This window comes from Rickettsia parkeri (assembly GCF_051427245.1).
Lineage (GTDB): Bacteria > Pseudomonadota > Alphaproteobacteria > Rickettsiales > Rickettsiaceae > Rickettsia > Rickettsia rickettsii.
In genome coordinates, this window is the sequence record NZ_CP195774.1 from 261717 (window position 1) to 287752 (window position 26036).

A 26036-nucleotide genomic window follows, 5' to 3' on the forward strand; every position below is an offset into this window, starting at 1 on the left:
TTTTTATTTTTTAAGCAATTATAATGACTAAATTACTAAAATTATTTTTTATTACTATCATCATTTTTAATAACATTGCTTTCGCAAAAGAAACAGGGTTCTATATAGGAGTAGAAGGCGGAATAATTGAACCGGTCGTTAGTAAATTCCGACATAAACACTCAAATACCGAAATAATTTTAAAAAAATCAAGTATGTATAGTGGAAAAATAGGCTATATAATATATCCACAGATAGCTATTGAATTCTCAGCAACTTATCAACCTAAATATAGTCTGCATTACGTATTACCTCAGCAAAATTTAAGTAATGGTCTCACTATTCCTAAAACCCCAGGTAATACTACCGTATTATCAAATCTATATATGCTAAATCTTATTTATGATTTAGAAAAAATCAAAACTTTCACACCTTTTGTAATACTTGGAGGTGGAATAGCACAAGTAAAAGTTAAACCTACCTCTTCTAGGTGGCATGTTATAAATAGCGATTATTTTAAAGTAAGAAAAACTCATAAAAATTGTGTTGCTTGGCAAGCAGGTCTTGGAATTTCACAAGATGTAACTTCAAATTTAAGTATTGATGCAACTGCAAAATTACAAACGGCATATAGAGTAAGAATTAATTATGATACGCTTGATATGAAAACGGGGCAATTCGTGCCAACAAATCCTATCAAAAAAACTATAACCGTTGGAGAATTTGGCATAGGATTTACTTATAGATTGCCATTTTAATAATTCTGTGAAATATTTATATGAAAGCTACAATGTCATCATCCCGCGGGATGACACGAATAATTCAACTACATAAGGGAAAAATATGTCTCCAAAAGTTACTAACTCTTCTTCTACCCCTAACGGTCATGATAAGATGGCAAAAAAAACACATTCCGCACAATCCGTTGTTAACGGTGCGGTTTCAGATCATAACACTTATGATGAAATACCGTATGAAAGCTACCCATATGCTCTTACAAATCCTTATCACTTAAGTACACTTGCAACTCTTTTCGGTGTAAATGCTCCTGAAGTCGAGAATGCAAAAATATTAGAGCTTGGTTGTGCAGCAGGCGGTAATTTAATACCACATGCAGTTCTTTATCCAAAAGCTTATTTTGTTGGGGTTGATTTGTCTAAGGTACAAATTGACGAAGCAAATAAAAATGTTAAAGCACTAGGATTAAAAAATATAGAGTTCCATCATTGTTCGATAACTGATATTAACGATTCTTTCGGTAAGTTTGATTATATAATTTGCCATGGCGTAATTTCTTGGGTACCAAAAACCGTTAGAGATAAAATTTTTGAAGTTTGTAATAAAAATCTTAGTCCAAACGGAATAGCATATATTAGCTATAATACCCTCCCTGGCTGGAATATGGTCCGTACTATTAGAGATATGATGATGTATCATTCTAGCTCATTTGCAAATGTACGGGATAGAATAGCTCAATCTAGATTGTTACTAGAATTTGTTAAGGATAGCTTAGAAAACTCTAAAACTCCTTATGCAGAAGCATTAAAAACCGAAGCAGGGCTACTTGCTAAACAAACCGATCATTATTTACGTCATGATCATCTAGAAGAAGAAAATGCTCAATTCTACTTCCATGAATTTATGAATGAAGCAAGAAAGCACAATTTACAATATTTAGCCGATTGTAATCTTTCGACTATGTATCTCGGTAATATGCCGCCGAAAGTAGTAGAGCAGTTAAAAGCGGTAAACGATATAGTTAGAACCGAACAATATATGGATTTCATTACGAATCGTCGTTTTAGAACCACTTTACTATGTCATAGTGATGTGAAAATTAATAGAAATATTAACAATGATGATATAACAAAATTTAATATAATCTTTAATATAGTGCCTGAAAAACCACTCAAAGAAGTAGATCTTAATAATGCTTCCGAAAATTTAAAATTCTTCTTAAACGGCAATCAAGACTCTAACTTAACAACTAGTTCGCCTTATATGAAAGCTATTTTATACACTTTCAGCGAAAATCTAAATAATCCGTTAAGCTTTGAGAAATAACCAAACTGAAGCTAATAAAAAGCTACATAATACTAAATTAAACGAAATCAAAGCTGAGTTTTTAAATAATGCAATGAAGCTAGTACTGCAAGGTTATATTAGTATTACAAATCAGAAGCATCGAAATAACCCTGAGCTTGATAAGCCTAAAACAACAAAAATGGTGATACATTCAAGCAACCCATACACCTTCTATGTGGGTTACAAATTTAAAACATGAACCGATCGGCGTTAATTTCTTTGAGAAGTTTGCAATTAGATATATGGATGGTAAACATGATAAAAAAAAGCAATCATTGAGGCTGTACTTGTCATGTAGAAAAAGGCGAGCTAACTTTAAGTAAAGAAGGTGTCAAAAAGTAGAAACACAAGAAGAATACGCAAAGAACTAGAAAGCTTATTTATATTCTGATGATCAAGAAATTTCTTCTAATGCTTTGTTGGTGTAGCCAATTTGCACTCTGTCATACCGTGGTCTTGCCACGGTATCCATGATACTAAACAAAAATTATTTATTGATTCTCCTACGCCAATGGCGTATAATTATTATGAGTAAAAAACTGATTTCAGTTGTTGAGCTTCCAGAGTTTCAAAAATTCGCTAAGAATAATTTAAATGAAAAGAATGCTTTGAAATAATACATTACATTGCTGCTAATCCTGACCAAGGTGATATAATAAAAGGCACTGGAGGTATAAGAAGAAAGTTACGATTTACTTTAAGTAGTAATAATAAAGGTAAAAGTGGCAGTATAAGAATAATTTATTTTTACTACAATGAAAATATGCCGGTATTTTTAATAACCGGTTTTATAAAAAGTAAGATGGAAAATATTAATCATAATAGTTGTAATGAATTAAAAAAACTAACTGAAGAATTGGAAAATTATATGTCGGACGAGGCAAAAATAAATAATAAAAATACTAATCAAACCGACAAAAGTATATTAATTGGAATGCAAGAGGCTGTTTTATACACTAAAGGAAAATTAAAAGCAAATAAACATGATATAAAATTATCTAATATAGACGTGCATAAAGCAAGAGATAAGTTAAAATTAACACAACAACAATTTGCTACAACATTTGGAGTGAGTGTTGCAACTTTAAGAAACTGGGAACAAGGCAGAAGATTACCTACCGGAGCTGCAAAATTACTTCTTAAGATTATTGAGAAAGAACCTAATGTTGTGAAACGAGTTTTACGAGGATAAAATAGAGATAAGACACAACCTATATAAACACCATGCCTATATTTTTTTATTTATTTGCAACATTAATAACTATCAGTAGCGTATGCGTTGTCTTAAGCAAAAATTCCGTATATTCGGTATTATGGTTAATTTTTGCATTTATCAACGGTGCAGGGCTTATGATTTTGCTTGGAGCAGAATTTTTAGCTATGATGCTGATAGTGATTTATGTTGGAGCTGTAGCAGTATTATTCTTATTTGTGATAATGATGCTAGATATGCATTTTAATAAGACAATAACGCAGTTAAAAGCAAATCTAGTTTTAAGTATTTTTATAGCTTTGATTATGTTTGCCGATTTAGTAATAATTATTTTACTTGGTACTAAAAATATTAATTTCAACTCCAATGTATCGTTTACCATAACAAATAATATCTCAAATACTAAAGCAATAGGAGGCGTACTCTACACAGACTTTATGCTACCGTTTCAAATGGCGGGCCTTATATTATTTGTCGCTATGATTGCATGTATTACGTTAACACTAAAGAAGCGTGAGGGAGTAAAACGTCAAGATATATCAAAACAACTACGTCACAATAAAGAAAATACCGTATTAATGACAAAGCCTATTCTAAATAAAGGTGTTGAGAATATTAAATATGAATGAATATATTTCGCTTAATCATTATTTAATCTTAAGCAGCTTAGTTTTTACTATCGGAATGTTTGGATTATTTATGCATCGCAAAAATATTATCAATATATTAATGTCTATTGAGTTAATGCTGCTTGCAGTTAACATAAATTTTGTTGCATTTTCCGTATATATGCAAGAATTATCGGGACAAATTTTTAGTATTATACTCTTAACCGTAGCAGCTGCCGAAACCTCAGTCGGGCTTGCAATATTACTAATATATTTCCGTAATAAAGGCTCCATTGAAATTACTGACATTAATCAGATGTGGGGATAATGATGTATCAAAATATTTGCATAATGATCATCATGTTACCGCTTGCATCTAGCATAATAAACGGGTTATTCGTAAGGGTAATAGACAAAAAATTAGCGCAAGTAATTGCAACCGGCTTTTTATCTTTATCTGCCTTATTCTCATTAATAATATTTTGCGATGCAGGCTTAGACGGGAATATAATCCATATTAAATTATTACCATGGATTGAGGTTGGAAATTTTAAAGTAAATTGGTCGATTTATATCGATCAGCTAACTAGCATAATGTTTATAGCCGTAACATGGGTGTCAAGCATCGTGCATATCTACTCGCTTGGCTATATGGCCGAAGATAAGGGGATTATACGCTTCTTGTCTTTTCTTTCTTTATTCACTTTTTTTATGTTAATACTAGTATCTAGCGATAATTTCTTACAGTTATTTTTCGGTTGGGAGGGCGTCGGCGTTTGCTCATATTTACTAATAGGTTTTTGGTATTCAAAAGAATCAGCCAATAAAGCAGCGATTAAAGCTTTTATAATAAATAGAGCCAGCGATTTTGCTTTTATCTTAGGCGTAATGACGATTATTGTTTATTGTGGCTCAGCAAATTACAAAGATGTATTGTCATCTGCAGAATTATTATCTAATATAAAAATATTTTTACATTTTTCTATTCTAGACATTATTTGTTTATTATTATTCATCGGTTGTATGGGTAAATCTGCACAGATCGGTTTACATGTATGGCTTCCTGATGCGATGGAAGGACCGACTCCGGTATCTGCACTTATTCATGCAGCAACCATGGTAACGGCAGGAGTATTCTTAGTAGCACGCTGCTCGTATTTATTTGAATATAGCCCTTTAATTCTACAATTTATTACGATTATCGGCGGTGTTACTTGTCTTTTTGCTGCAAGCATTGCTATTATGCACAGCGATATCAAGAAGATTATTGCTTACTCAACTTGCAGTCAGCTTGGTTACATGTTCATGGCGTGCGGAGTATCTGCCTATAATAGCGGAATATTTCACTTAGTAACTCATGCCTTTTTTAAGGCCTTATTATTCTTATCAGCCGGCAGCGTAATACATGCCGTTCACGAGCAGGATATTTTTAAAATGGGTGATTTAAGAAATAAAATGCCGGTAACTTATGGCAACTTCTTAATCGGCTCACTTGCACTAATAGGGATTTATCCTTTGGCAGGATTTTACTCTAAAGACTCGATTTTAGAAGCGGCTTATAGTAGCGGCTCGTTTATGTTTATTTTTGGAATAGCAGCAGCAATACTTACCGCTATTTATTCAATGAAGATTATTATGTTGGTATTTCATGGCAAAACTAAGCTAGAAAAAGATGTTTTTGAGCATGCTCACGACCCGGCTAAAGTAATGAATAATCCACTTATATTACTTGTCGCCGGGAGCTTTTTTAGCGGTATGATCGGCCATTATTTACTTGCTATGGACAAACCAAACGGTTATTTCCATGCAAGCCTATTTAATTTACATATTTATAAATTACTAATTAGCCACCCGCCTTTATATATTAAGCTACTACCTATGGCAGTCGGTATAGTGGGAATTGTTACTGGGATTTACTTATATAAGTCAAGTACTGTTATGTCATTCCCGCAAAAGCGGAAATCCAGTAAAAATATTAAAAACGCCTGGATCCTGCGGTCAAGCCGCGGGATGACACCCCTTGTATTAATTTCCAACATATTACGCAATAAATATTATTTCGATGAAATATATAATTGCTTAATTGTGAAACCTATTAACTGTTTAGCTTCTTTATTTTATCTTGGCGATCAGCAAATAATCGATCGTTTTGGACCAAACGGTTTTTCACGAGTCGTTAATTGCTTTAGCGTTCTTACCGGCAAAATACAAACAGGATATGTTTTTAATTATGCTTTGTATATAGTATCATTTATTGTTGTAACAATTAGTTATTTTGTTTGGAAAAACATAATGTACTGATGTTATTTGCGTTAAAAACTAAAACCGTCATTGCGAGCGAACGTAAAGAGCGTGGCAATCTCATAAAATAATAACAAATTCCTGAGATTGCTTTGTCAATTACTTCGTAATTTGCTTCGCCATGACGGAAAAAAACTCATAAAATCTTAAAGAATGTTAGAATTACCTATTATATCTATCAGTATTTTTCTGCCGCTAATAAGCGCGCTATATATTTTGCTGTTTATTAGTCAAAGTAAAAAAGCAGATAAACCGATATATGTAATGTATGTTGCAGTGCTTAGTTCTGTTTTAACATTCATCTCAACTATCTATATTTTAATAGAGTTTGACTCCTCAAACCCCGCTTATCAATTCGTTGAACGCTACGCTTGGCTTGATAAGATCGGGCTTGAATTCCATGTAGGCGTTGACGGTATATCAATATTTTTTGTGGTTCTAACTTCTTTTCTTAATCTGATTTGTATAATTGGAAGCTTATTTACCGTTAAAAAATATATTAAAGAATATTTGGTATGTTTCTTATTAATGGAATCTTTTTGTATAGGGGCATTTACCTCGGTAAATTTACTATTATTTTATCTGTTTTTTGAAGCAATATTAGTGCCGATGTATATTATTATCGGCGTATGGGGTGGCAAGAATAGAATATATGCGGCTCTTAAATTCTTCTTATACACGTTCTTTGGTTCTGTATTTTTCCTACTTTCATTAATTTATATTTATAGCAAAATGCATAGCTTTGATTTAACCTATATCTTTCAGCTTACCGATAATATTCCATTATTTGCTCAGCAAATTTTATGGTGGGCTATCTTTATTGCTTTTGCCGTTAAAATCCCTATTATTCCTTTTCATACTTGGCTACCCGATGCACACGTACAAGCTCCAACCAGCGGCTCGGTTATTCTTGCCGGTATTTTGCTAAAACTCGGCGGTTACGGTTTTTTAAGAGTATTACTACCTCTATGTCCGAGTGTATCACAAGAATTTGCAATTTACGTAATTTACCTTAGCGTTATTGCTATAATATATGCATCACTCGTTGCGCTTGCTCAAAAAGATATGAAGAAGATGATAGCATATTCATCTATTGCACATATGGGATATGTTACGATAGGTATTTTTAGCTTTACTAAAGCCGGAGTTAGCGGAGCAATATTTCAGATGCTTAGCCACGGTGTGATTTCTTCATGTCTATTCTTAATAGTCGGTACTTTGTACGAAAGATTACATACAAAAGAAATAGCTAAATATGGTGGTGTAGCAAGTAAAATGCCGGTGCTTGCCGTATTTTTTATGATTGCAATGCTCGGCTCTGTCGGGTTACCCGGAACTAGTGGATTTATTGGAGAATTTTTAAGCCTGCTTGGGATTTATAAGGTGAATGTAGTAGCAACCTTTATAGCAGCTCTCGGCATAATCTTCGGGGCGGTTTATATGCTGAAATTATACAAAGAAGTAATGCTCGGTGAAATTACCAATAAAGAAATTATGCATTTCAGAGATTTATATAAATACGAAATAATCTCAATAGCTCCTTTAATATTATTAATTATTTACTTTGGTCTAATGCCGAGTTCTATTTTAAATGTATTTAGCTTATCGGTGGAAAATTTGCTGGTAAAATTTTAATTGCTTACAAAAAATATAAATGCTACTCTAATTATAGAACTTAAAAGTGAGATTTATATGAAAAATAGCAAAAGAACCTAAAAAATAAACCATGAATTAAACAACGCAACTAAAAAACTAGGTCAAGAAGCTAATAAGGTAACAGGCATAGATATAAGTCATGTGGTAAATCCTGATGCATCAGATCATAAAGAAGCTTGAAGAGATGCTCATGAGAAACTTGGAATTGGTCATAATAATCAACAAGATAATACAGAATTAACGGACCACACCAGAAGAGCATCATGAAAATTAAATTTATTAAAAAGCAACAGATGTAATACCGTGGCTTGACCACGATATCTAGTAAAATTATTAGTATTTTGAATTGCTTTTATATGGATACCGTGGTCAAGCTATGGTATAACAAGGACATGCTATCACTTCATCAATTACAATTTAAAAACTTATTTGATCTAAATATTACTTTTCTTCCTTCTTCTATAACATATATAAAAGGAGCTAACGGTTGTGGGAAAAGCTCGTTGCTACGAATGATAGCAGGAATTATGCAACCGAGTAGCGGTCATATCTACTATAGAAACTGTAATATTAACACTATCGCTAAACTTTACTGCACTTATATCGGTCATAATTTAGGTCTAAAATCAGAAATGACTGTTTTTGAGAGTCTAAAATTTTGGTCAGAAATTTATAATTCCGCTGCAACCCTATATGCTGCTATTCATTACTTCAAATTACACGACTTATTAGATAAAAAATGCTATAGTTTGTCTAGCGGAATGCAGAAAATCGTAGCCATAGCAAGGCTTATTGCTTGCCAATCTGACCTATGGCTACTTGATGAAGTTGAAACTAACTTAAGCAAAGAAAATAGGGCTTTACTCAATAATCTAATTGTCATGAAAGCAAATAGCGGCGGTATTGTTCTTCTATCCTCTCATCTAGAAAGCTCTATAAAATCTGCACAGATATTACGGCTTGATTAATTATTATTGTTTTGCGTATTTTTATAAATCTCCCAATGTACAATAAAAAATATAAGGCTAACTATAATCCAAATTGAACAATTAATTATTGTACTTACAGCATGTGTTTTAGTAACTTTATATATTATTCTTATAACTAATTCTCTTGTCTTCTAGCTCTTTTGGAGGCTTTTAATTGTTCATATAAATCCTTATCATATGATTTTAGCTTTAAATATTGCTCATTAGTACTATATATTTTATGAGTTCCTCTTATTCCAGTAGGAATATAGTTTTTTAGTTTTTATAATTAAGAGAATAAAAGTCAAAAAAAAGAAAAGCAATAATTAAATTACAAAGGTTTATGAAATCTCGAATGCAAGGTTCGAATTTTCATGATATATTTTTTTAATTTAACTTTTTTGAAATGAACCTATTAACAGAATCACAATAGCATAATATACGTATATATTCCGAATAAATGAAGAGTAATTAAACGAGTATATTACCTATACTCGTAATCTTTGTGTAGTTTACTAGCGAGTGCCTGTTCCCATCTATCGCCATTTTGCAGTAATCTTTCCTTATCGTAAATAAGTGCGGTATGAGTTAGACTTGCAAACTCAAAATTAGGACCTTCAACTATTGCATCTACAGGGCAAGCTTCCTGACATAATCCGCAATAAATGCATTTTGTCATATCTATATCATAACGAGTAGTACGCCTGCTGCCGTCTTCTCGTTCGTCCGCTTCAATTACTATCGCTTGTGCCGGACAAATCGCCTCACAGAGTTTGCACGCAATGCAGCGTTCTTCACCGTTTTCATAGCGACGCAGGGCATGTTCACCCTTAAATCTTGGACTAATAGGGCTTTTTTCATAAGGATAATTTATGGTAACTTTGGGCTTAAAGAAATACTTTAAAGTCAAAGCCATCCCCCTTACTATCTCATATAGAAAAAACGATTTTAAATAGTGTATCATAAAAATTATATATTAAAGATCGATGTATTTCTGCGGGGCATCACCCGCATGGATACCGAGTTGTCATTGCGAGCAGCCGTAGGCTGCGTGGCAATCTCATCAAATATCCTGAGATTGCTTCGTCAATTACTTCGTAATTTCCTCGCAATGACGGGTAAACCGATCAAGCAACAATGATAATAACACCTAAATACTCAGTAAATTATCTGTATAAACAAGCACACTTGATACTAACACTACCCAAAATAAAGTTAGAGGTAAAAATACTTTCCAGCCAAGTCGCATTAATTGATCATAGCGATATCTTGGTAAGGTCGCTCTAATCCATAAAAAACAAAACAATAAGAATCCGACCTTAAATACAAACCAAAAGAACCCCGGAATACAATCTAACCACGATATATTAAAGGGCGGCAAGTAACCTCCTAAAAAGAAAGTCGTAGTCATTGCACTAACTAATATCATATTAGCATATTCACCTAGAAAAAATAAAGCAAATCCCATAGAGGAATATTCAACATTATAGCCAGCAACTAACTCCGATTCTGCTTCAGGTAAATCAAAAGGTAATCTATTTGTTTCGGCAAGCACCGAGATAAAAAACACGACACCCATAGGTAGTAGCATTAAATCAATCCACCACGGCATTGTTCTTTGTGCTTCAATGATCTCACTTAAATTGAGAGTACCGGTAGTAAGTAGCACGGTAATAATAACCAGCCCCATCGACACTTCATAAGAAATCATTTGGGCAGAGGAACGTATAGCTCCTAAAAAAGCATATTTTGAGTTACTAGCCCAGCCAGCAATAATAATGCCGTAAACACTTAAAGAAGAAATAGCAAGAATATATAAAACACCTACATTAATATCTGCCAGAACTACGCCCTTTGCAAAGGGTATAACTGCCCAACCGATTAAACTTAATATAAAAGTTATCATCGGTGCTAAAATAAATAATATTTTATCGGAATTGGTTGGAATGATCGGCTCTTTGAATAAGAGCTTAACCGCATCGGCAATAGGCTGAAGTAATCCAAACGGACCGACAACGTTAGGTCCTCGTCGAAGCTGCATTAATCCAATAACACGACGCTCTGCATATGTTAAATACGCAACGCACAATATTAAAGGGATAGTAATTGCAACTACCTTTAGAGCGATGATAATTAACGGAAAAATATATTCAAAAAAGAGTTCTAGCATGGTTGTACTCTTATTATATCATTCCCGCAAAAGTGAGAATCCAGAAAATAATTTACAAAAAAAGAGCTGGATTCCCGCTTTTGCAGGAATGACATACGGGGTGAGAATAGCATATTTTTCATCATGCCACCTCCTCGTCTCTTGCTTCCTTAGCCTCAACGCACTTAGCCATAGTAACCGAATTTTTACTAATCACGTCAGTCATATAATAATTAATAGGTTCTGCAGTTATAGGCTCTTTTGATAACTTATCTTTAGAGCTAAACTTACTAAATTTATTTTCTATAATTCTATCAATACTAGCAAATACCTTATATTCTTTAGCAAGTCTTACTCTTACTTCTTGCAAATTATCCATTCCGATATCTATTTTTAGATAACCGGCAAGCTCTTTAATAATTTCTATATCTTCTTTAGCTACCCCTACAGGCGATACTGCTTTTTCTGCTATTTGCGGTCTACCTTCTAAATTTACGTAAATTCCACTCTGCTCGGTATAAACAGCCGCAGGTAAAATTACATCAGCACTGCTAGCACCTGCGTCCCCGTGATGTCCTTGATATATTATAAAAGTCGATTTCAGCTTATCAAATGGGATGGCGTCCGTTCCAAGTAAATAAGCGAGTTCCAACTCTTCGAGCTTAATAGGAGTATTAAAACCAATATCAAGACCGCCAACTATAGAAGCGTGATTATGCAATATATTAAAACCTTTCCAATCATCACGCATAATATTATATTCAGTCACTATCTTATGAATAAGCGACAATATAGCATATCCGTCATCTCTTGCATATACACCATCACCTACTATAATCATCAGATATTTTGCTGCTTTTAAGGCTTTCGTAAACTCATGAGTACCAATGGCTAGCTCCTCAATAATCTTAATATCACTTCCTAAATCCTGAATTTTATAGGTTTGGTTATGCCCCCCACCTATTCTTGCTACTTTTAGTGAGTCGGCACGTACTCGCATACCTATTCTACTATTTAATACTGGAGCTATTTGCCTTGGATTTGCTCCGATTAGCAGACATAAATCAGCCTTTTCTATCCCTGCAATAGTAGTATTAAATAAATAATTACCTCGCTGCATGGTATCTAGTTTATAGTCAAACTGATTAACGCTGTAATTATTAGAGCCAAGCTTTTGCAATAATGTTTTTAACATAAACATTGCTTCGACAGAAGAGAGAGAACCAGCAATAGCAGCAATCTTTTCTGGTTTTACGGATTTTATTTTATCCGCTACTGTCTTTAAAGCTTCACTCCAGCTAGCTTCTACTAACTTACCGTTTTTTCTGATATAAGGACGATCCAAGCGCTGATATTTTAAACCGTCATAACTAAAACGATTCTTATCCGAAAGCCACTCTTCATTTATTTCTTCATTAACACGAGGTAATATCCTCATTACCTCATCGCCTCTACTATCAATACGAATATTAGAACCTTCGGCATCATGCACTCCAATGCTAGCGGTATGTTTTAGCTCCCATTTACGAGCTTTAAAAGCATAAGGCTTAGAGTTCAAAGCACCGACGGGACAAATATCGATCATATTACCGGAAATTTCGGAATCTAAAGTTTGCTCTAAATATGAAGTTACTTCAATGTGTTCTCCACGGTGAATAGCTCCTATTTCCTCTATTCCCGCTATATCGCTCGCAAATCTAATACATCTTGTGCATTGTATGCACCTAGTCATCGCTGTTTTAATCAACGGTCCCATATATTTATCTTTAATAGATCTCTTATTTTCGTGGAATCTATTAGTACCTTTGCCGTATCTGAAAGCCTGATCCTGTAAATTACACTCTCCGCCCTGATCACAAATAGGACAATCTAAAGGATGGTTAATCAGTAAAAACTCCATCACCCCTTCACGTGCTTTTTTTACCATCGGCGTATTGGTATGAATAACCATACCGTTACTTACCGGCATAGCACAAGAAGCTATAGGCTTTGGTGATTTTTCCATTTCAACCAAGCACATACGGCAATTACCAGCAATTTTTAGACGCTCATGATAACAAAAATGAGGGATTTCTTTTCCTGCTTGTGTACAGGCTTGATAAACGGTGCTACCTTCTGATACTTCTATTTCAGAACCGTCTACGTTCAGCTTTATCATTTTTATTTTATCCAATAAGTCATAGGGTTTGGGTATGCTTTGTCTTCTATCATATATTTAAAACCGATGGCAACACGAAGTATATACCAAACAGCGAGTATAACGTATAGTACTACTCCAATCATGATAAACGTAAATATAAAACATACAATCCACCCAAGAACCCCAAGGCAAAAAGTACGAAATAAAAACACGTAATGACTAATTGCAAAGTTATCGCCTTTATCTTTGTTAAGATATGCAAAAAATACCCCGATTAACGGCAATATCGGAGCTACGATCCCGCATAAATATAATATATATACCACTATTAAATTTTTCTTACCACTCTCGGTATATTCTTTAAGATGCTTGTCCATATTTTTACCTCTTTATGTCGTTCCCATGTGGCGTTGTTGCATGGCTATCTGAGCTGTCATTGCGAGCAGCCGTAGGCTGCGTGGCAATCTCATAAAATAATAACAAACTCCCAAGATTACGTGCGTACAATTGCTACGCAATTGCCTCGCAATGGTGATACCAGCAAACTACCCCTTCAAACTCTCTACCACAAAATGCATAATACTGCCGTGCTTTATATAATTTATCTCATTATCCGTAAATATTTGCAATATTAAATCGATTGTTCTTATTGCACCGGTTTGTTTTTTTATCACGCATTTAACAGGATGATACGAGCTTATATTCTCGCTTAAGCCTGTAATGTCAATAGTTTCTGAACCGTCTAACTTTAAATCTAATCTTGTATTATTGCCGGTAAAAGTTAGCGGTAAAATACCCATACCTACTAAATTTGAGCGATGTATTCGCTCAAAGCTCTCGGCAATCACTGCCTTTACACCAAGCAACCCAGGTCCTTTTGCTGCCCAGTCTCTAGATGAGCCGCTGCCATATTCTTTACCTGCAAAAATCACTACCGATACATCATGAGCTTTGTAGTCCATAGCTGCATCGTAGATAGTTTGCTGCGTGCCGTTTAACTGGTTTATGGTAAACCCGCCTTCTACACCTTTACACATCTCATTTTTTATACGAATATTAGCAAATGTGCCACGCATCATTACTTCATGATTTCCTCTACGTGATCCGTAAGAGTTGAAATCTAGAGGCTCTATATGATGGTCCGTTAAATATTTAGCAGCAGGGCTGGTTTTACTAATACTACCTGCCGGCGACATATGATCGGTAGTAATAGAATCACCGAGAATTGCTAGAATTTTTGCAGATTTTATATCTTGTATATTATTATTCTTGCTGCCTATATCCTTAAAATAAGGCGGATTATTAATATAGGTACTATTCTTATTCCAGTTATAAGTAGAACTATTAGTAACCTGTAAATCTTTCCACTCTTTCGTTCCGCTAAATATATCAGAATATTTTTCTATAAACATATAGGAATTAATTGAATTTGCAATAACTTCATCTATCTCTTCTTTGCTTGGCCAAAGATCTTTTAAATAAATATTTTCTCCTATGGGCATATTTGTTAGATCTATATTAAGAGTGCCGCTAAGTGCATATGCTACGACTAAAATAGGCGAGCCGAGATAGCTTGCTTTAGTAAGCGGATTAATGCGCCCTTCAAAATTCCTATTACCAGATAAAACAGAAGCAACAACTAGCCCGTTTTTGTTAATAGTTTCCTCTATTTCTGGATTTAGAGGTCCGGAATTACCGATGCAAGTAGTGCAGCCGTAACCTACTAGATTAAACCCTAATTCATCTAAATATTTATCAAGACCACTAAGCTTCAAATATTCCGTTACGACTTTTGAACCAGGAGCAAGAGAAGTTTTAACCCAAGGTTTTACCTTTAACCCGTGTTCTAGTGCTTTTTTAGCAAGAAGTGCTGCACCAATCATAACCGAAGGATTAGAAGTATTAGTACAGCTAGTAATTGCTGCAATTACCACATCGCCGTTACCAATTTCGTAATTCTGATTTGCTACGGCATATTTTTTATCAATGTCTTTATTGTCTAAAGCAAAATTCGGTAATTCATATTTAAAATTACTTGCTACATCATTTAAGTTTACTCGATCTTGCGGACGTTTTGGACCGGCAAGTGAACTATGTACCATAGATAAATCTAGCTCTAAAACCTCAGTATATTCTACCGCATGTTCAAAATCATACCAAAGATTCTGCTCGGTTGCATATTGCTCTACTAATCTGATTTGCGTTTTTTCTCTACCTGTTAGCTCTAGATATTTTATAGTTTCTTGATCAATCGGGAAAAAACCGCAAGTAGCACCGTATTCAGGCGACATATTAGAAATAGTAGCACGATCGGCAATCATTAGGTTTTTAAGACCCTCACCGAAAAACTCGACAAATTTACCTACTACTTTCTTTTTCCGCAACATCTCGGTAACGGTTAAAACTAAATCGGTTGCGGTAGCTATACCTGTTAATTTTCCTGTTAGTTTTACCCCAATTACCTCCGGCAGAATCATAGTAAGAGGTTGACCTAGCATGGCAGCTTCTGCCTCTATTCCGCCGACTCCCCAACCAAGCACCGATAAACCGTTTACCATAGTTGTATGGCTATCCGTTCCAACTAAACTATCAGGATAAAGGGTGCCGTCTTTATGCCACACGACTTTTGCTAAATATTCTAAATTTACCTGATGACAAATACCTGTACCCGGCGGCACTACTTTAAAATTATTAAATGCTTGCTGCCCCCATTTAAGAAATGCATAACGCTCTATATTACGTTTCATTTCCATTTGAACATTTTTATTGAATGAATCCTTAGCTGCATAAGAATCAACGCTTACGGAATGGTCTATTACCAAATCAACAGGAATAAGCGGGTTAATTTTTAACGGATCACCTCCTATTTTCTTCATCGCATCACGCATAGCCGCCAAATCTACAATAGCAGGCACACCGGTAAAGTCCTGCATCAAAACTCTTGCCGGCATAAAATCTATTTCCGCATCAGATTTTTTAGTTTTTAGCCATTCTTTAAATACAAGTAAGCTTTGCTTTGAACCATTAGAACGTAATACATTCTCAAATAATACTCTTAAACTATATGGAAGCTTTTTTAAGGGAAGATCTATATCGCTTGCCGCTTTATTTATATCGTAAATTTTGTATGAAGTATTATCGACTGATAACTCTTGTATATATTCTGAATTATGTACTTTTGACATTTGTTTCTCACTTGATTATGTGGAATAAACATCGTCATTGCGAGCAGCCGTAGAACTGCGTGGCAATCTCAGGAAGTTTGACAAGATTGCCACGTCGCTTCTCGCTCCTCGCAATGACGGAAAAAAGCCTTGCAATGACATTAAAATAACCTTATCCCAAAACGTAGATTTTTCAAACAAATTAATGTTGATCTGATAAAGTTTTTTGAAGATCGAGAAGCTTAGTTGCTATTTCCGCTTCACTTAAATTCGTAACGTTAATAGCCGTTTCCGTAGCTATATTAATATAATTTGCCGTTACTTCGGTTACACCGCCGGAAATAAGATAAGTGTTTTCGGATTTATGCATATCATCTATATAAACCTGCACTAAACGGCTTTTAAACTAACAATCATCGGAACGTGACTCGGCAGCACTCCAAACATACCCTCCTCACCCGACATTGTTACCATTTTAGCTTGCTTTTCCAATGCAATACTTAAAGGAGTAATTATTTTGACTAGAATTGTTGCGTTCATAGAATAATATAGTAAAATTACTACGTCATTCCCGCCTACGCGGGAATGACATCAACGTCACTTCAACGTCTGCGCCTTCTCTATAGCCTCGTCTATAGTTCCGACCATATAAAAAGCAGCTTCCGGTAAATCATCGTATTTACCCTCTACAAGTCCTTTAAAGCCTGCGATAGTATCGGCTAGATTAACAAATTTGCCTGCAGCTCCGGTAAATACTTCAGCGACATGGAAAGGCTGCGATAAGAAACGCTGTATTTTTCTAGCACGTGCCACGGTTAGTTTATCTTCTTCGGATAGCTCATCCATACCTAAAATAGTGATAATATCCTGCAACGATTTATAAGTTTGTAAAACCTGCTGCACTTGTCTTGCTACACTATAATGTTCTTCACCGACAATCATCGGATCAAGTACCTGCGAATTACTATCTAACGGATCAACTGCCGGATAAATCCCAAACTCAGCTATCTGACGGCTAAGTACCGTTGTAGCATCTAAATGTGCAAAAGAAGTAGCAGGAGCAGGATCAGTTAAATCATCCGCCGGTACATATATAGCCTGCACGGAAGTTATTGAGCCGCACTTAGTAGAGGTGATACGCTCTTGTAGCTCACCCATATCGGTTGCAAGAGTAGGCTGATACCCTACCGCTGACGGAATCCTACCGAGTAACGCCGATACTTCAGAACCTGCTTGAGTAAAACGGAAAATATTATCTACAAAAAACAAAACATCTTGCCCTTCATTCATATCTCTAAAACTCTCTGCAATGGTCAGACCGCTTAACGCAACTCTTGCCCTTGCTCCCGGCGGCTCGTTCATTTGTCCATAAACTAAAGCTACTTTTGACTTTTCAGGCTCTGCAAGGTTAATAACACCCGAGTCAATCATTTCATGGTAAAGATCATTACCTTCTCTAGTTCTCTCACCAACTCCTGCAAATACCGTATAACCGCCGTGTGCTTTAGCTACGTTATTAATAAGCTCCATTATAAGCACGGTTTTACCGACTCCTGCACCACCGAATAGTCCTATTTTACCGCCTTTAGTATAAGGAGCAAGTAAATCAATAACTTTAATACCAGTTACTAATATATTACGCTCGGTTGACTGATTGGTAAAATCAGGAGCAGGCTTATATATAGAAGAAATATTTGAGCTTTTAATGTCTCCTTTACCGTCAATCGGCTCACCTACAACATTCATAATACGCCCAAGCGTCTCAGTACCTACAGGAATACGAATAGGACTGCCTGTATCTATTACTTCTACGCCCCGCACTAACCCTTCCATAGAATCCATAGCAATACAACGCACTGTATCATCACCTATATGTTGTGCTACTTCCAGGACTATCCTTTGTTTATCGTTATAGCACTCTAGAGCATTTAAAATTTCCGGTAACTCACCGTTATTCGTAAATTTTACATCCACCACCGCTGAAATAATCTGAGTAATTTTTCCAATATTTTTTGTCATGATTTTTTCTTTTGTTAAAAAATATAATACAAATAAAATGAAGAACAGATAGACGCAGTTTAATGTGGAAAAGAGCAAGGCGTTTCATATTTTTTGACAGCGTATATACTAGTACGTGAGGATCAAAAAATATGAGACAACGACGCCAATTTTTCAAATTAAACGAGTATATCTAAACCGCTTCTGAACCGGCTATAATCTCTATTAATTCCGTAGTAATAATAGCCTGTCTTGATCTATTTAGCTTTAAAACTAACTTGCTTATTAAATCATTAGCATTATTTGTTGCATTTTCCATAGCGGTCATTCTAGCTCCCTCCTCACTTGCTCTACTTTGTAATAAAGCATAATTTATTTGGGAATTCACATATAAATTAATTAGATTAGAAATGAGACTTTCTCCCTCATATTCATAATTATAGTCAATTGATTTGGACTCGCCTACTATGTCACTCGTCGCTCTCCTATTATTTATAGGCTTCACTCCTCGTTCCTTGTATCCGAATCCGACTAAATTAACTATAGGATTATCTATCATAGAATCATCCTGATATTTTGCTACTGGTAAAATCTGTTGTCTAGTCATAATTTGAGTCATTGCGTTCTTAAATTTATTAAAATATATAACACAATTACTAACTTCTAGATTTTCTACTGCCGACATAATTTTTTGTTTTACTTGTAGCATCAGATTTTCATCATGAATTTTGGGTAACTCAAAATAACTATCAATATAATTTACATATTGCCTTTTTAGTGCTTCGTAACCTTTTTTTCCAATAATGATAAGTTTTATTTGTTCGCCTTTATTTTCTAACTCTTTAATATCATTCTTAACTTGCTTAATTATACTGTAATTAAACGTTCCGCATAAACCACGCTGTGATGTCATAACTATCAATAAATTTGCTTTATTCGGCACGGTATTAAAAAATTTCTGCTCTTCTATAGATAACTCATACATATCAATTGATAATATAGCAGACATCATTTTACTAACAGCCTCAATATAAAAATTTGAATTGGCTATTTGACTCTTTATTTTTGCCATTTTAGAAGCTGATACTAGTTGCATTGCTTTAGTAATCTTTTGTGTAGATTTAACGCTTTTAATTCTAGTTCTTAACTGCTTTAAATTTGACATATTTATTTAGTATTTTTATGTCATTGCGAGGAACGAAGCTTTGTTGCAATCTCGTCAAATATCCTGAGATTGCCACGCTCCTTTCAGTCACTCGCAATGACGATTTAGTATCCACACAAAAACAACATCATCTTATTTAACAAATTCCTTAACGAAATTTTCTAAAAATGCTTTCAGTTTCTGCTCGGTTTCTTCGGTTATACGTTGCTCGTTTTTTATTGATTCCAAAATATCTTTTTTATTTAACCTTATCTCCGTAAGCATTTTATCTTCAAATTCTTTTACTTTCTGAAGCGGGACATCATTTAAATATTTCTTAGTTCCGACATAAATACTTACTATTTGTTCTTCTACCGGAAAAGGATGATATTGAGCTTGTTTTAATATCTCAACTAATCTTTTACCGTGATCGATTTGTGCTTTAGTGGCAGGGTCTAAATCTGATCCAAATTGCGAGAAAGACTCAAGCTCTCTAAATTGAGCAAGCTCTAGCTTTACCGAACCTGCTACCTGCTTCATAGCCTTTATTTGTGCTGCAGAACCAACACGACTTACCGAAATACCGACATTAACGGCAGGTCTTACGCCTTTATAAAATAGCTCACTTTCTAAGAAAATTTGACCGTCGGTAATCGAAATAACATTTGTTGGGATATATGCGGATACGTCACCTGCCTGCGTTTCGATTATAGGAAGAGCAGTAAGTGAACCGCTGCCTTTTTCCTCTGACATTTTAGCAGCACGCTCAAGCAACCTTGAATGCAGGTAGAACACGTCACCGGGATAGGCTTCTCGCCCGGGAGGTCTTCTAAGTAATAATGAGATTTGTCTATATGCAACGGCATGCTTACTTAAATCATCATAAATAATAAGTGCGTGCATGCCGTTATCACGAAAATATTCGCCCATACTACAGGCAGAATAAGGGGCAATGAATTGAAGAGCTGCAGCTTCCGAAGCAGTAGCCGAAACAATAAGTGTATAGTCCATGGCTCCGGCATCTTCTAGTTTTTTTACTATTTGTGCAACACTTGATCTTTTCTGCCCAATAGCTACATAAATACAATAAATTTTATCACTTTCATTAGTAAGTGAATGAGCTTGTTTTTGATTAATAATAGTATCAACGGCTATAGCCGTTTTTCCAGTTTGCCTATCACCGATTATTAACTCTCTTTGTCCTCTACCTATTGGGATTAACGAATCTATAGCCTTTATTCCGGTTTGTACGGGTTCACTCACGCTCGTTCTTTCTATTATCCCCGGAGCCTTCATCTCGATATGTCTGTACTCTTTACTTGCAATATCGCCTTTGCCGTCAATAGGATTACCTAGAGCATCAACAACACGACCAAGTAAAGCTTTTCCTACCGGTACTCCTAAAACTGCTTTAGTTCTTTTGACATTATCACCTTGCTGTACTTGGTTATCATCCCCCATAATTACAGCACCGACACTATCGTTTTCCAAGTTTAAAACAAGGCCCTTAACACCGGATTTAAATTCTACTACTTCACCGGATTTTACATTAGCAAGACCGTAAATTTGGGCTATACCGTCACCGACGGTTATTACCTGCCCTACTTCCTCAAGCTCACTTAAGCAATTAATATTAGCTATTTCCTTTTGTAATATTTCAGCTACTTCAATAGGCTTTAGTTTCATGTGGTTTATGTCTCCTAATTTTCTTGTCATTGCGAACGAGCATTGCCCGTGTGGATACCGAGTCGTCATTGCGAGCAGCCGTAGGCCTCGTGGCAATCTTATAAAATATCCTGAGATTGCTTTGTCAATTACTTCGTAATTTCCTCGCAATGACTATATAAATATCTATACAGCAATATTAACTGTCTTTAAAGCTTTCTTTATTTTCTCTAAACTACCTTTTATTGAGTAATCTTGCAACATACTATCATATTTAATTACAATACCGCCAATAATAGTATTATCTATATCAAATAATATTTCTGTTTTTTGATTTAATTCTTTTTCTATACGAGATTTAATCCACTCCTGCTCTTTAGGTTGTAATTTATTTGCAGAAATAACCTGAACTATCTTTATGTTTTTACTTTCATATAGTAAAGTATTATAAGCATCTACTATATTAGATAAAATAGCAGTACGAGAATTTTTTACCAATAACAATAAAAAATTTTGTACTATTGTGCTAATTTTGATATTTTTTGCTAATGAATTGACTGCGTTAATTTTGTCGTTCTTATTTACTATAGGAGAAAATAGGAACTCTCTAATATCAAAATTATCGGTAATTATACGGTTTATAGAAGTAATTTCTTCAAAGATCTTATCTTGTATATTATCAACCATAGCGTTATTTAATAACGCTACTGCATAATTCTTGATTAAATTACCTTTGTTCATTTTCTTAATTTATATCTCCGAAGTAAAATGAAACGTATATACGAAGATCAACTTCAACAAGAGCAAGGAGTCTATAAGGCAAGGCGGAGCATATACTTAATACGTGAGCACCACAGCTCTTATAAGACGACGTAGCCAATTTTTGAAGTTCATCAAGTATTATATATGTATTGCCCTATCATAAGCAGAGAATACTGATTCATGCATCATTTCCGATAAAGTCGGATGCGGGAAGATAGTGTTAATTAAATCCAACTCCGTTCCTTCTAAATTTTTTGAAACCACATATCCTTGTATTAATTCCGTAACTTCCGAACCTATCATATGAGCTCCAAGCAACTCACCCGTCTTAGCATCAAATATAGTTTTAATTAAACCATCGCTATCACCGCTTACTAAAGCCTTACCGTTAGCTATAAAAGGAAATCTGCCTATTTTAAGTTCATAACCTAAGGTTGTTGCTGCTTCTTCAGTCAAACCGACGCTTGCTATTTGCGGCGAAGAATAAGTGCAACCAGGAATATTATGTTTATTAATAGTATGCGGTTTTAAGCCCGCTATGCTTTCCGCTGCAATAATACCTTCATGGCTTGCTTTATGAGCTAAACAAGGCACTCCTGCTACATCGCCTATAGCATAAATTCCTGATGCCGCAGTTTGCATTAACCCGTTAGTAGTTATATAGCCGTTTTCTACTTTAATTTTTGTTTTCTCAAGACCTAAATTTTCCGTATTAGCTGTAATACCTACTGCCATAAGTAAAATTTCAGCTTGTAATTTTTGTGTTTTATCTGCTAACTCTAACTCAACTTCTATCTTATCTTTTGATTTTGTTTGCTTAATTAACTTAGCATTTGTAATAATTTTTATACCTTTCTTCTCAAAGTTCTTATGAGCGATTCCGCTAATTTCCATATCTTCAGCAGGCAATATTCTATTATGTGCCTCAATTACGGTAACATCCACACCAATACTATTATAAAACGAAGCGAATTCTATACCGATTGCACCTGAGCCGACAATAATCATAGATTTCGGCACATGCTGCGGTATCATAGCTTCTTTAGAAGTCCAAATTTGTTTACCGTCAGGCTCAAAGCCTTTTAAAACCCTAGATCTTGCGCCGGTAGCTATAATAATATTTCCTGCTTTTACTGTAGGTTTATCATTTATATTTATTACCTTATTTCCTGCAAGACTTGCTACTCCGTCTATCACGGTCACTTTGTTTTTTTTCAGTAGTAACTTAACACCGCCTGCAAGCTTATTTGAAATCTCTCTTGAGCGTGCGACTATTTTCTTAATGTTGATTTCAGCACCTTTAGCATCAATTCCATAATCTTTAGCATGTTTTATATATTCAAAAACCTCAGCAGATTTAAGCAGGGATTTAGTCGGTATACACCCCCAATTAAGACATACCCCACCCAAATGCTCTTTTTCTATTAATACAACTTTTTTCTTTAATTGTGCTGCTCTAATTGCTGCAACATATCCACCTGGACCACCGCCTATAACGGCTACATCATATTGTTCCATTTTATTTTTATTTTGTTAGTTTGTTATGCACATTAACGTCATTGCGAGGAGATGCACAGCATCGACGCAGCAATCTCAGGAATCATACACTATCTCCTGAGATTGCTACGCTCCTTTCAGTCGCTTGCAATGACGAAAATGGAAATGACACTAGAGTATACTACTCTTCAGCATCCATCTATTCTTTTCATGCACCTTAATTCGTCCAATAATCATATCGGCTGTACCCTCATCGCCCTCTGCTTGTGCTACTTTGAGTCCCTTATATAATGTATCTCTAATAATATCTTGATCTTTTGTTAGACTTTTCAGCATTTCATTTGCCGTTGCGTTTAGATTTGCCTCATCTATAGATGCAAGTTTTATTAAATCTGATAATGCGGGAACTTTAGCATTTAAGCTTCTTATTCTTTCAGCAAGCTCATCTAAACTTTCAGCTAAATCTTCATACTGCCCCTCAAATAATAAATGTAGACTTCTAAACTCTGCTCCTTCTACATTCTAATGATAATTTTGTGTTTTAAAATATAAAGATAGCTATCTGCTAAAATTTGTTCTAAAGCTTTTACTACTTGCATAATACCCTTAAATTTCTATGAACTTTTTGACTTTATAACATTTCTTTAGATACTTCAAGTGATATTGAAATTTATATAATTTCACCTAATTGCAATGATTATATATTAATTATTAATTTTTATTAATAATTTTTTGTTAATAATTTCTTGACTATCAAATAAGTACTGCTGATTATGCCCTTCAATTTTAAAAATCCAAAGGAATAGCAAAATGATACATCAATTAACTTCATTTTTAACCACTGTGGCAAGAATTACTACAACAGCAAGAGCAACAATTGGAGATCAAGAATATAATATGCTTCAAATAGGATATAACGGAGAAAATTATTATATAGATCCTACTACAAAAAATTTAATTGTATCAAATTGTCCTAAAAACAATATGGCAGCGATGGAGTATAGCAAAAGAATTGAATTATTAAATAACGATATCATGAACCTAATATTTAGAGGGTTTTTCAAAATAAAGAAAGTGTTAACTAACTATAGACGAGGCTATTATTACTGCAGTTAATGATAATGGAGACTATAATGTATGAGGAAGCATTGATGAAAATATGTCAAGAAAATTTTCGTTATTATTTTGATCCACAAAATTATACTAAAATTTAAAACCCTACTATTGAGTATATACTTAATACTGCAGCAACTAATAACCCTATTACTATAGGTTATAGTAAAGGATGCAAAATATTTGAGGTACTTAAAGGAAATAATTTGAATGGAATTTCTTCAGAAATAAAGGATTTAATATCTAACCCGATATCTAGCACTACTCAAGGTACTAACACAATAGAAAACTTATTAGAACTCATAACAAAAGACTTATCTGAAATAGCAGCTAATCCGATTAATAACACAATAACAAGCTCTACTGCCGAAATTTCTGAATCAATCTTTTCCGATAACACCGAAAGTTAGACTGAAACGGGAATAAATTTAATTAATAACACCGTAGCAAACCTTACTAATACTGCTTTCAATACAACTTACAACTCTCAAGAAAATATGTTTGATGAGAGTGATAACGATAATTCCTTGGTTGCTCAACATATAAGCATTGGCACAGCTGTAGTTGCCTCCATAGCTGTTATAATAGGTGTAGGGGTAACTTGGTATGTTAGAAATAAAAACGCAACAAACGCTAAATTAAAACAATATATTGATGAAATTGAAGCTGAAAAACTTGCTGCTGAAATTAATGAAGATGTTACTACTGAAAATAACACTCTACTTGATAATGATCATGCTGTGGTAGATATGACCGGAGTCTCCTATGAAGAAGAAGGTACTTTAGTATAGATAACCTAGAGTATTGCTTTTTAATCAACAACCAATAGCAAATTCACTGTTGGTTGTTCCTCGAAAATAAAAATTGAGATTTATTTCAATTCTTGATTTATCAATTCTTTTAGCTTTTCTTTCGCTGCTTCTTTAGAACGTTGCCCTGCATAAGAATCATAATTTTTATTATTTTCAATGAAATGTACAAAGAAAACTGTTCTGTCATTTTTTTGTAGCCAACCTATAAACCATCCGATTTTACGATCCTTTAACTTTACAGTTCTATCTTGGCTAAGTTTATTACCACTGCCTGTTTTACCGTAACGCTTCCAACAATCTACAAAATCTTCAATAAACAAAATATTTTTAGTCATTTCTTGGGCTTGAACACTTACAGGCAATTTATTCTCTGCCAGTTTCTGAAGAAAAGCTAATTGTTCTTACGGTGAAATTTCTAAAGAACTAGAAAGCCATGCATTAGTTAAACCGTTATTCCTTCCTTTATCTCCTCATGAAATATCACGATTACCATAATCACATTATGTTACATAATCACGAAATTTTTCCATATCTAATTCTTTAGTAATAATCTGAGAATACCAAACACAGCTATTCTTCATCCAATCTTTAGGTGTTTGGGATTGTTTCCAAACTTCAAGATAGTCAGCATATCCTTCTTTAACAGGTAATTTTGGATGAGTTTCATCAATTAAAAACCCATCATCATAACCCATTAAACATATAGCAATTTTAAATGTTGAGCATGGAGCATAACGAGACTCACAATTACCTTCTTGTTTTATAATTTTCATTAACTAAAA

At 34.4% G+C, this 26036-nt stretch carries 22 protein-coding genes and 3 pseudogenes; 11 read left to right on the forward strand and 14 right to left on the reverse strand.

The features are described 5' to 3' along the window. The first annotated feature begins 23 nt into the window (after nucleotides 1-23). The 8 genes and pseudogenes from ACSFFC_RS01550 (at nucleotide 24) to ccmA (ending at nucleotide 8810) form a co-directional block, all read left to right on the forward strand. Nucleotides 24-737 carry an outer membrane protein gene (locus tag ACSFFC_RS01550; protein ID WP_014411081.1) on the forward strand — a complete coding sequence of 238 codons (714 nt, stop codon included), beginning with the start codon at nucleotides 24-26 and terminating at the stop codon, nucleotides 735-737. A gap of 85 nt (nucleotides 738-822) precedes the next feature. Further along, nucleotides 823-2492: pseudogene (locus ACSFFC_RS01555) on the forward strand (methyltransferase regulatory domain-containing protein). A 311-nt stretch (nucleotides 2493-2803) separates the two neighbouring features. Beyond that, nucleotides 2804-3256, forward strand: coding sequence for a helix-turn-helix domain-containing protein (locus ACSFFC_RS01560; RefSeq protein ID WP_499217220.1), 453 nt, complete (start codon nucleotides 2804-2806; stop codon nucleotides 3254-3256). Nucleotides 3257-3288: 32 nt separating this feature from the next. Beyond that, the gene (locus tag ACSFFC_RS01565) at nucleotides 3289-3906 is read left to right on the forward strand and encodes an NADH-quinone oxidoreductase subunit J (protein WP_014411084.1); all 618 of its coding nucleotides are present in this window, start codon (nucleotides 3289-3291) and stop codon (nucleotides 3904-3906) included. Next, a complete protein-coding gene (gene nuoK / locus ACSFFC_RS01570) occupies nucleotides 3899-4213 on the forward strand; it encodes an NADH-quinone oxidoreductase subunit NuoK (RefSeq protein ID WP_014411085.1) in 315 nt (104 codons plus the stop codon). Before ACSFFC_RS01565 ends, nuoK begins: the two co-directional genes overlap by 8 nt. After that, nucleotides 4213-6186 (forward strand): NADH-quinone oxidoreductase subunit L, encoded by a 1974-nt coding sequence (gene nuoL / locus ACSFFC_RS01575; RefSeq protein ID WP_041472247.1) that lies wholly within the window; start codon nucleotides 4213-4215, stop codon nucleotides 6184-6186. Before nuoK ends, nuoL begins: the two co-directional genes overlap by 1 nt. 153 nt (nucleotides 6187-6339) lie before the next feature. Further along, nucleotides 6340-7821 carry an NADH-quinone oxidoreductase subunit M gene (locus tag ACSFFC_RS01580; protein ID WP_014411087.1) on the forward strand — a complete coding sequence of 494 codons (1482 nt, stop codon included), beginning with the start codon at nucleotides 6340-6342 and terminating at the stop codon, nucleotides 7819-7821. Nucleotides 7822-8234: 413 nt separating this feature from the next. Continuing rightward, nucleotides 8235-8810, forward strand: a complete 576-nt coding sequence (ccmA, locus tag ACSFFC_RS01585) for a heme ABC exporter ATP-binding protein CcmA (protein WP_014411088.1) — start codon at nucleotides 8235-8237, stop codon at nucleotides 8808-8810. A 484-nt stretch (nucleotides 8811-9294) separates the two neighbouring features. Here the strand turns inward: ccmA and nuoI are convergent, their stop codons facing one another. The 12 genes and pseudogenes from nuoI to ACSFFC_RS01645 all read right to left on the reverse strand — a co-directional run bounded on the left by nuoI (nucleotide 9295) and on the right by ACSFFC_RS01645 (nucleotide 23928). Then, entirely contained in the window at nucleotides 9295-9774 is a 480-nt protein-coding gene (gene nuoI / locus ACSFFC_RS01590) for an NADH-quinone oxidoreductase subunit NuoI (protein ID WP_014411089.1), read from the reverse strand. A gap of 186 nt (nucleotides 9775-9960) precedes the next feature. Further along, nucleotides 9961-10980: an NADH-quinone oxidoreductase subunit NuoH gene (gene nuoH, locus ACSFFC_RS01595; RefSeq protein ID WP_014411090.1), complete on the reverse strand. Its 1020-nt coding sequence runs from the start codon at nucleotides 10978-10980 to the stop codon at nucleotides 9961-9963. A gap of 121 nt (nucleotides 10981-11101) precedes the next feature. After that, nucleotides 11102-13117, reverse strand: coding sequence for an NADH-quinone oxidoreductase subunit NuoG (gene nuoG / locus ACSFFC_RS01600; RefSeq protein WP_014411091.1), 2016 nt, complete (start codon nucleotides 13115-13117; stop codon nucleotides 11102-11104). A 2-nt stretch (nucleotides 13118-13119) separates the two neighbouring features. Further along, nucleotides 13120-13476, reverse strand: coding sequence for a DUF4870 family protein (locus ACSFFC_RS01605; RefSeq protein WP_004997331.1), 357 nt, complete (start codon nucleotides 13474-13476; stop codon nucleotides 13120-13122). Nucleotides 13477-13644: 168 nt separating this feature from the next. Further along, a complete protein-coding gene (gene acnA, locus ACSFFC_RS01610; protein ID WP_014411092.1) occupies nucleotides 13645-16284 on the reverse strand; it encodes an aconitate hydratase AcnA in 2640 nt (879 codons plus the stop codon). A gap of 181 nt (nucleotides 16285-16465) precedes the next feature. After that, nucleotides 16466-16803, reverse strand: a pseudogene (locus ACSFFC_RS01615) (F0F1 ATP synthase subunit epsilon). Between the two features lie 57 nt (nucleotides 16804-16860). After that, nucleotides 16861-18282, reverse strand: a complete 1422-nt coding sequence (atpD, locus tag ACSFFC_RS01620; protein ID WP_014411093.1) for a F0F1 ATP synthase subunit beta — start codon at nucleotides 18280-18282, stop codon at nucleotides 16861-16863. A gap of 172 nt (nucleotides 18283-18454) precedes the next feature. After that, the gene (atpG, locus tag ACSFFC_RS01625; protein ID WP_014273822.1) at nucleotides 18455-19426 is read right to left on the reverse strand and encodes an ATP synthase F1 subunit gamma; all 972 of its coding nucleotides are present in this window, start codon (nucleotides 19424-19426) and stop codon (nucleotides 18455-18457) included. A gap of 132 nt (nucleotides 19427-19558) precedes the next feature. Then, nucleotides 19559-21091, reverse strand: a complete 1533-nt coding sequence (gene atpA / locus ACSFFC_RS01630) for a F0F1 ATP synthase subunit alpha (protein WP_014411094.1) — start codon at nucleotides 21089-21091, stop codon at nucleotides 19559-19561. Between the two features lie 165 nt (nucleotides 21092-21256). Next, a complete protein-coding gene (atpH, locus tag ACSFFC_RS01635; protein WP_004997314.1) occupies nucleotides 21257-21811 on the reverse strand; it encodes an ATP synthase F1 subunit delta in 555 nt (184 codons plus the stop codon). Between the two features lie 159 nt (nucleotides 21812-21970). Further along, complete coding sequence (gene lpdA / locus ACSFFC_RS01640) at nucleotides 21971-23350, reverse strand: dihydrolipoyl dehydrogenase (protein WP_014411095.1); 1380 nt, start codon at nucleotides 23348-23350, stop codon at nucleotides 21971-21973. A gap of 150 nt (nucleotides 23351-23500) precedes the next feature. After that, nucleotides 23501-23928: pseudogene (locus tag ACSFFC_RS01645) on the reverse strand (Dps family protein). A 211-nt stretch (nucleotides 23929-24139) separates the two neighbouring features. Here ACSFFC_RS01645 and ACSFFC_RS01650 point away from each other — a divergent pair. From ACSFFC_RS01650 to ACSFFC_RS01660, 3 genes are all read left to right on the forward strand, one after another. Further along, nucleotides 24140-24445, forward strand: coding sequence for a hypothetical protein (locus tag ACSFFC_RS01650; protein ID WP_041472248.1), 306 nt, complete (start codon nucleotides 24140-24142; stop codon nucleotides 24443-24445). A gap of 203 nt (nucleotides 24446-24648) precedes the next feature. Continuing rightward, a complete protein-coding gene (locus ACSFFC_RS01655; RefSeq protein WP_016728372.1) occupies nucleotides 24649-24852 on the forward strand; it encodes a hypothetical protein in 204 nt (67 codons plus the stop codon). An 87-nt stretch (nucleotides 24853-24939) separates the two neighbouring features. Next, entirely contained in the window at nucleotides 24940-25233 is a 294-nt protein-coding gene (locus ACSFFC_RS01660) for a hypothetical protein (protein WP_016945982.1), read from the forward strand. An 80-nt stretch (nucleotides 25234-25313) separates the two neighbouring features. On the opposite strand, the gene ACSFFC_RS01665 is transcribed toward ACSFFC_RS01660, so the two are convergent. Next, nucleotides 25314-25589 carry a penicillin-binding transpeptidase domain-containing protein gene (locus ACSFFC_RS01665; protein WP_016830978.1) on the reverse strand — a complete coding sequence of 92 codons (276 nt, stop codon included), beginning with the start codon at nucleotides 25587-25589 and terminating at the stop codon, nucleotides 25314-25316. A gap of 165 nt (nucleotides 25590-25754) precedes the next feature. Further along, nucleotides 25755-26027 (reverse strand): penicillin-binding transpeptidase domain-containing protein, encoded by a 273-nt coding sequence (locus ACSFFC_RS01670; protein ID WP_014411096.1) that lies wholly within the window; start codon nucleotides 26025-26027, stop codon nucleotides 25755-25757. Nucleotides 26028-26036 lie beyond the last annotated feature (9 nt).